Source organism: Microbulbifer okhotskensis (assembly GCF_023895975.1).
Taxonomy (GTDB): domain Bacteria; phylum Pseudomonadota; class Gammaproteobacteria; order Pseudomonadales; family Cellvibrionaceae; genus Microbulbifer; species Microbulbifer okhotskensis.
The window spans coordinates 61,299-68,744 of the sequence record NZ_JALBWM010000013.1 but is presented as its reverse complement, the minus strand read 5'-3'; the positions used below and the strand labels follow the sequence as shown (position 1 = coordinate 68,744).

The window sequence follows — 7,446 nt, the reverse complement described above, 5'->3', positions numbered from 1 at the left end:
AGGTTGCTTTCCCTTGAAATACCATTAGGGCCGCAAACAGTGTGAGCATGAATTTCCTTTGTGGTCTTTTAATGTTGGACATTTTAGCGAAAACAGTTTTTACTACATCTTCCATGGGCAGGTATTGTTTTAATTTGAAGTGAGAACCTTATTTTCTCAGTATCTGGCCGTGGTTCCTACCTATTTCGCCCCCTAAAACTGTCCGAAGTATTGAGGTATAAGTACCTGACGAAATTTGTTTCATCAAGCTTGATCGCCAAACTCTGCCAAAAGGCGTCTACACGGATGGTAGTTATGAATCCTGTCAGATATTCGAATATCACGGCACGTTACAAAATACCGAATACAGGTTTTGATTGATGAAAATGGCCGACGGTTTGTGGCAGGCTTTCCCGAGGAGGTCACCCATTCAACGCAGTATGGTGCCGGCGTCAAAGGCAATAAAGAACCCTGCATGTTGATGAAACCGGTATCAATTAAATGGTAGCCGCCTATGGCTACACAATGCTTCTGGCCAAGGTACAGCAAAAAAATATCGGGCTGCTTTCGCTCTATGAAAGGGGCTAAGATTTTTTGCCGTATCCGTAGTCATCTATCTACTTGCAAAAAGCATGGTATTGATGTTGGTGATGGAGAAGCGCTGGGAAGTCTGTTTTCAGGGGTGTGGTCTGAATTTATGGATAAGAAGATGGTGGCATTTTGGGTGTCGGCTGAATAGTTACACTTATTGTAAATTGCGTCTAGTATTTATCTGTTAGTGAAGTATTTAATTTTTGGTTGGGGTTTGTAAGAAATTCAGCAGTAACTTGCGTAGATAAACGCCCTAAGTTAACTTCCCTATAAATTGCCGTTATTTTAGCGCATTTTGTAGCTCTCCCAGCTTTAGGTTTTTTGAATCTCAAGGCGCCAGCCAGTACAGGAGCTTCCCTCGTGAAATTCTTCACATACTAATGTTTCCATTCCTTGTTTTGAAAAATTAGATAGTAGGTCAGTTAATCTCTTGCTTGAGAGGGCTGCATTTATTTGGTCTTTTGATCTTTGATTTGCGTATTCAAGTTCGGTTTCTAGGAAGGTAATAAATTTTTTTTTAGTGTCGATATCGGAAAGTAGGTTTCTCTGTAGGAATGTTTCCGTAGAGTTTCGCACAAATGCTGTGATTGCTGCACTTGGGTGTGAGGTTATTAATGATTCCATAGATTCTATGATTGAATTTAGTTTCTTTGAGATTCTTGGGTTGTCAAGGTGTGTTTTTAGTTGGTCGGTTGTTTGAATGTTTTGTGCTTCAAATATGAATGATTTTATTTTTTCTGGAATTTTCAGTTTTTCCTTTAGGAGGCGGAAGGCGCAAACTTCATCTGTGCAGTCACTGTATGGTTTGGAGTGTGTGTTGTGGCATATTGCTTTAAATTTCCCGCCTGCTTTTAGCGTGCGTTCTATGCTTATGGCGGTTTCTTCTTTCCTGCTGTATTCAAATCCGAATTGTGAGGTGATGAGGCTGAAGTTATTGCCAAGAGCGTTGATTTTTTCCGCTGGTACTTTTGAATGAAATTTCAATGTCTTTAGGGAGGTTGTGTGGTGGGGGTTTTTGTTGGTTGCAAGGGGGTGGATTTTGGCGGCATCGGCAGCATGAATTTCTAGTTTTTTGCCCGTTTTTAATGCTTCGTCAGCAATTAATAACGCTACTGCACCATTGCCGCACGCAATATCAAGTACCTTGTCGTTCTCATTTAACTCTGAGACAGTTGACCTCCAATAGGTACCTATTTCACCCGTATAGCTGTAAGGCAGTTCTTGAGCAAAAGAAGTTGGAAAGCCCTGCAGCCAAAAGTTCGTCCACTGTTCTAGGTTTTTCATGTGCGCCTCAAAAATTTTTAATTTTATTGTGTCGATTATATTTAAATAAATCAATATGGATATATTTTTTAACTTGTATTGTTTGGTGGGTGGCTTGACTGTAAATAATAGATATACATTATTTGTTTAATTTTTGTGTTCTTTGTGCATTTCATGCCATGTCTGACTTTGGTGGTGGGGGTTGTTGGCGGGGGAGGGTAATATCACTTGGATCGCACTGCCATTGTGTGAGCAATAAACATGATATCGGGGTGTTTTTATAAAGATGTGGATCTTGCGGTTACTGTTTTTAGAGGATGTGTTTCATATTTGTGGGTTTTTTTTAGGATTAAATTATATTTTTGTGGGGTGGTTTGGAGGGGGTGCCGATGTCCAGAATTATTAGGAATCCTAGGCTAGCCCCATAGCATTTCCGTGGTCTTTTAATGTTATTCGGGAGGGGCCTGCGTTAAAGTCTTTCGAGCGGTCTCGGCATTTCGGTGGGGCTGTGTTGTGATTATCCGGTATCACGGAGTTTGAATTACAGTCAAGCCAATGAGTGTTGTGGTCAAGTCTAACAAGCCAGGGAGTACGACAGCATGAGCAAGAATGCGGCTGTTGAATTTTTTGGTCGACAGTGGGTGAGGCCCCTAGCAAACTACTACGGAGGGGGTGCGAGAGCTCTTCTGCAGGCTGAGCCTAAGGTGCTTGGTCGGAAAGTAAAAGGCTTGTTGGTCAGTGAGACCTTCTCGAAAATATATGAGGTGGAATATCCGAAAATCGTAGGGTGCCTAGTAAGGGGGCACGCAGAGAGTTGAGTGGGGCCTACGGCTTTCTCGCGAGGCAGTGGGAAAATGTCTGGATAACGATCCCTATAGGATTGACGCGCGGAGCGATATGACAATAGGCAAAGCGCTCAAGAGACTGTTTTTCGATCAGTGTGGGCGCATAATACTCAAGTTGAGAATGGGTGGGTAAGAAAGGTGGAGAAACCATGGATTGTTGGTTGTTTGGTTCAGTGCATAGCTGGAACCAAATTCATGGCGAGAGAGGAGGTGCTAACTATTAGCTTGGGTACGGCTTGATCTGGCCGGCTAAACACCAAAGCCGAGAATTATCCCGGGATATTTAGGCGCTCATTAAAGTTCATGATTGGGCTCGGTTATCCCAGAGAGCGTTGAGCGGAAATATAAAGCGTGTAGTTTCTAGCCTAAAGTGGCAATCGGTGACAAGTGGTTTGATATTATTTTCCCTGTTCCCGGTGGCGAATCTGGACGTTGCCGAATTTTTTTGAAAACTTCCTTACCAATTGCTCAACCATGTAAACCGAGCGGTGACGGCCGCCGGTACAGCCGATAGAAATGCAGGTGTAACTGCGATTGCTTTTTTGATAGGAGGGAAGCCAGTTCTCCAGGAAGTGGGTGATGTCCGCTTCCATTTTTGCTGTTTCCGGGTGCGAACGCAAAAATTCTGCGACCTCATTATCCCTGCCGGTTTTTTCTCTCAGTGCTGGTTCCCAGTAGGGGTTAGGCAGGCAGCGGAGATCAAAAATCAAATCTGCGTCCACGGGCACGCCATGTTTGAAGCCGAAAGACTGAAAGAGGATCGCCATACTTTCCGATTGTCCACCGACAACACGGTTTTTTATCAGTTCGCGTAGCTGGTGCAAGCTTAGGGTGCTGGTGTCAATCACCATATCCGCTATTGCCGAAATTGGTGTGAGCAGCTCTTTCTCCTGATTGAGTGCTTCTAGCAGATGGGTGCAATCATTACTGAGGGGGTGCTTTCGGCGGGTTTCGCTGAATCGCTGGACCAACACGGGTTCCCGTGCATCGAGGTAAATCACATCGCACTGAACACCGGCATTGCGCAGGGACTCGATGACACTGGGTGCCTGTCGGATATCTTGCCAAAGGTTGCGGGCGTCGACACCCAGTGCCAGTTGGGTGTTTTCTTTCGGGGGTTGCTCCCTGACCCGTTTGATCAGTTCCGGGAGAAGGCTGGTGGGAAGGTTATCGATGCAGTTGAATCCGACATCCTCCAGCAGCTGCAGGGCGGAACTCTTACCGGAGCCAGAGCGGCCACTAATAATCACCAAGCGCATGGAGACCCCTTCTTTTTGGTTGGGACTTATTATTATTTCTGTTTGTCACTCTGCTCGGCGGTTACACGTCAAGCAAAGCGGGTCACTCACATGGGCAAATGATTAGTTGAGGCTATGCCGCCGCAGCGCTATGGATGGCCAGGGCGTACAGTTCATCACTACTTTGCGCCAGCCTTAGCTTATCCCTAACCAGGCTGTTGGAAAACAATCCAGCGATTTCGGCAAGAGTTTCAAGATGCTCCTGCTCGGCATCTTCCGGTACTAACAGGGTAAATAACAAGTCGACAGGTTGGCGATCGATAGAGTCAAAATCGACCGCGGGCTCGGTAGTACAGAGAACACCGATGGGACGATCGCAGCCGGGCAGGCGGCAGTGTGGTATGGCGACGCCATCACCAATACCGGTGGAGCCCAGGCGCTCACGGGCGATCAGCTGATTGAAGACTGTATCGGAGTCGTGTTGCGGATACTGTTCGGCGATAGCCTGGGCAATATTGAGTAGTAGCTTCTTTTTGCTACTCCCCGCCAGGTGGCACAAGCTCAGGCGGGGGGAGAGTAATGCTTCCAGTGTCATAGTTCAGCGATGGTTCTGTAGCTTCTCTTTGTGTTTTTTCAGCTGGCGGTCCAGCTTATCGGTGAGCGCATCAATAGCCGCATACATGTCTCTGTCTTCAGATCCGGCACAGAGATCGTGGCCATTGATATGTACCGTCGCTTCCGCTTTTTGAATCAGCTTTTCGACGGACAAAATAACTTGCGCGTTGGTAATATTATCGTAATGCCTGGACAGCTTCTCCATTTTGGTTTCACAGTAGCTGCGCATAGGTGAGGTGACGTCGACGTGGTGACCACTGATGTTGATCTGCATGGATTTCTCCTTGACGGGTGCATCACAAACCGGCGCTCGCCTCCCTTTCGGGTCGCAACCCTACTAGGAAGTGGGCCAGAATGGAAGGATACACTCAATCTTTGGGTTATGGTTGCAGAGGAGTGGTGAGAGGCGTCAGCCATTTGTGACCCCTACGTCAGTTGAAGTCACTTTTCTGGCTTGGGGCAAGCTTTTAGATCAGGCGCTTCCTCTCGCTAGATGAGGGGATCCCCATAGATTCGCGGTATTTGGCTACGGTACGACGTGCGACCTTGATGCCTTGCGTGTCCAGTTCCTGGGCGATTTTATTGTCGGACAGGGGTTTGCGCGGCACTTCGACGTCAATGAGCTTACGAATCAGTGCCCGGATCGCTGTGGAGGAGGCGTCTTCGCCGGAATTCGTACTGACGTGACTGGAGAAGAAGTATTTGAGCTCAAACACCCCGCGAGGGGTCAGCATATATTTTTGCGTGGTCACCCGGGATATGGTGGACTCATGCATCCCAATAGTTTCAGCGATATCAGCCAAAACCATCGGTCTCATCGCCTCGGGGCCCTCCTCAAAAAACCTCTGCTGCTTATCCACTATACAGGTGGCGACCTTTAGCAAGGTTTCATGGCGACTCTGCAAGCTTTTCAAGAACCATCTTGCCTCCTGGAGGTGATCTCGCAGGAAGTTATTTTCCCGGGAATTATCGGCTCGTTTTACCAGGGATGCGTAGTGGCTGTTGATTCGAATTTTTGGGGTGATTTCAGGGTTCAGCTCCACTTGCCAGCGGAATTCTTTGCGGTTGACGATAATATCTGGAACTACGTAAGCAGGTTGCTCACCATTGAATTCTTCCCCTGGGTTGGGCGTCAGTGTCTGGATTAGGCCAATGACCTCACCGAGCTGGGCCTCATTTAAGCGTGTGCGTCGACTCAGTTGGCGGAAGTCCCGCTTACCGAGGAGTTCCAAGTGACGTTCAATAATATTTTGCGCTTCTTTCAGCCATGGAGTGTTTGTCGGCAACTGGCGTAGTTGTAGCTGCAAACACTCTTGTAAATCCCTGGCTGCGCAGCCGGCGGGTTCAAATTGTTGCACGGCTTTAAGGGCTGCAACTACTTCGTCTTCTTCAAGGTTGAGTGATGCGGCTATCTCGGAAGTGGTGGTATCTAGCAAGCCATTCAGGCCGATACTATCGATCAAATGCTCGCCAATCCACTTATCGTGAGTGGACAATGTTGTGAGATTTAGCTGCCAACGCAGATGGTCCTGCAATGTGTCAGTGGTGGAGTTGCGCTCGAAGTTGGGGTCTTCTGTGTCTTGAGAGGCGCTATAGCTGCTGTAGATATCGTCCCAGTGGGAGTCGACGGGAAGTTCAGCGGGGATGTCGTGATTCCAATCGGTATCAGTGAGCTCTTTTTCTTCGGTGGCAGAATGATTGGTGTCTTCAGCTGCTGAAGAAGGGGGCTCTTGCTGGACATTTTTTTCTGCGTGGGATGGTGGCGGGGCCTGCTCCTCGCTCTCCGGTTCGAGCATTGGGTTGCTGTCAAGTGCCGCCTGTACCTCTTGCTGAAGGTCCAGTGTGGACAGTTGCAATAGGCGTATTGCCTGCTGTAACTGCGGGGTCATGGTCAGCTGGGTGCCGAGTTTGAGCTGGAGAGACTGCTTCATAGTTTAGGGGTGCAGGCCAGTGTGACAATTGGTCCGACAAAATTAACCCGAGATGGCGCAGACTACCTTGCCCCCTGAGTTATTACAAGCAATAAGCGTGCCGATGATTGTGGCTGGCGGGATGGAAATACGCGCGAATAGTGATGCCTCTTTCGTTAATTCCGAGTTTTCCTTATGTTTGGCACCATTTGCCATTAAATGGTGAATTCGTGTCCTAAGTAAACTTCGCGCACTTGTTGGTTGGCGAGAACCTCATCAGGGGTGCCGGCGGCAATGATATGTCCTTCGCTAACGATGTAAGCGGTCTCGCAAATATCCAGGGTTTCTCTGACGTTGTGGTCTGTGATCAGTACGCCAATACCCCGGTCGCGCAGGTGCCGGATAATATGTTTTATGTCATTGACTGATATAGGGTCGACCCCGGCAAAAGGCTCATCGAGAAGGACGAAGCCCGGGTCTGTAGCCAGTGCGCGGGCGATTTCGACGCGACGGCGCTCGCCACCGGACAGGGCCATTCCGAGGCTGTTCTCAATATGTGTAATGTTGAATTCTTCGAGTAGCGCTTGTGCTTGTTTCTCGCGCTCTTTTCGATTGAGTCCTTTGCGGGTCTCAAGGATTGACAGGATGTTGTCACGCACTGATAGTCGCCGGAATACAGAGGCTTCCTGGGGTAGGTAGCCAATGCCTTTGCGCGCGCGGCCGTGCATGGAAAGGCGAGTGATATCCTCGTCGTTTATCAGGACCTGCCCAGCATCCGCCCGCACCAGCCCTGCGATCATGTAGAAGCAAGTTGTTTTCCCGGCACCATTAGGGCCGAGCAGGCCAACCACCTGCCCGCTGGAGACGCTAACGGAGACATCTTGAACAACTTTTCTTTTCTTATATTGTTTGGCGAGGTGTAACGCTGTTAGCGTTGGCATAGTGTGTCCTGAATCTTGCCACGGGCGTAGAGCTGTCGTGGGTTACGTCATTGTAAGTGGCGCT

6 protein-coding genes and 1 pseudogene are annotated in these 7,446 nt (G+C 48.4%); 1 reads left to right on the top strand and 6 read right to left on the bottom strand.

Translation table 11 applies throughout. From position 1 onward, the window contains the following. Positions 1 to 517: 517 nt before the first annotated feature. Positions 518 to 718 (top strand): annotated as a pseudogene (locus MO867_RS05175) (hypothetical protein); the annotation flags it as partial. A 164-nt stretch (positions 719 to 882) separates the two neighbouring features. Here MO867_RS05175 and MO867_RS05170 read toward each other — a convergent pair. From MO867_RS05170 to lptB, 6 genes are all read right to left on the bottom strand, one after another. Next, a complete protein-coding gene (locus MO867_RS05170) occupies positions 883 to 1,854 on the bottom strand; it encodes a class I SAM-dependent methyltransferase (RefSeq protein ID WP_252465173.1) in 972 nt (323 codons plus the stop codon). Between the two features lie 1,222 nt (positions 1,855 to 3,076). After that, a complete protein-coding gene (rapZ, locus tag MO867_RS05165) occupies positions 3,077 to 3,937 on the bottom strand; it encodes an RNase adapter RapZ (RefSeq protein WP_252465172.1) in 861 nt (286 codons plus the stop codon). Between the two features lie 112 nt (positions 3,938 to 4,049). Continuing rightward, positions 4,050 to 4,511 carry a PTS IIA-like nitrogen regulatory protein PtsN gene (gene ptsN, locus MO867_RS05160; RefSeq protein ID WP_252465171.1) on the bottom strand — a complete coding sequence of 154 codons (462 nt, stop codon included), beginning with the start codon at positions 4,509 to 4,511 and terminating at the stop codon, positions 4,050 to 4,052. 3 nt (positions 4,512 to 4,514) lie between these two features. Beyond that, a complete protein-coding gene (hpf, locus tag MO867_RS05155) occupies positions 4,515 to 4,805 on the bottom strand; it encodes a ribosome hibernation-promoting factor, HPF/YfiA family (protein WP_252465170.1) in 291 nt (96 codons plus the stop codon). Between the two features lie 193 nt (positions 4,806 to 4,998). Beyond that, positions 4,999 to 6,462, bottom strand: a complete 1,464-nt coding sequence (locus tag MO867_RS05150) for an RNA polymerase factor sigma-54 (RefSeq protein ID WP_252465169.1) — start codon at positions 6,460 to 6,462, stop codon at positions 4,999 to 5,001. A 194-nt stretch (positions 6,463 to 6,656) separates the two neighbouring features. Further along, a complete protein-coding gene (gene lptB, locus MO867_RS05145; protein WP_252465168.1) occupies positions 6,657 to 7,382 on the bottom strand; it encodes an LPS export ABC transporter ATP-binding protein in 726 nt (241 codons plus the stop codon). Positions 7,383 to 7,446 lie beyond the last annotated feature (64 nt).